Source organism: Oleiphilus sp. HI0067, assembly GCF_001635735.1.
In genome coordinates, this window is sequence record NZ_LWFI01001428.1 from 1 (window position 1) to 426 (window position 426).

Annotated in this window: 1 protein-coding gene; it reads right to left on the bottom strand. The window is 39.9% G+C overall.

Annotation, left to right across the window (positions count from 1 at the left end):
* Nucleotides 1–181: 181 nt before the first annotated feature.
* Nucleotides 182–426: UvrB/UvrC motif-containing protein (locus A3739_RS23215; protein ID WP_197472514.1), on the bottom strand; the 245-nt coding region annotated here is incomplete at its 5' end.

Here is a 426-nt window from a genome sequence, read left to right on the forward strand (position 1 = left end):
GTAATAATGCGAACCATATCAAATTGATCATTTTTTAACCAATTATTTTAATTGTTTAAAAACAACAACTTACGTACGATTATTTTTTAAACATAGCTTTTAACGTTAAAAGATCAAAAGCTAAACACGAAAATCATGAATGTGCATAAAATAGTCAAAAAATTGTCCGCTTTGCACAATACTAGTTATGTTTAAGCTCACTAATACGGTCTCTTAGGGCTGCCGCACGCTCAAAATCTAAGGCCTTCGCGGCGGCGTACATTTCGTCCTCTAACGCCTTAATTGACTTCAGTTTAGAGCCGGAATCAGCGCCGTAGCTCCCACTTTCTTCAGCAACTTTTCTACCGCCAACCTTAACCCGCCCAGGAATTACGACCGCGCCCTCCATGATATCTCCAACAGATTTGTTGAGCGATTTGGGCGTCA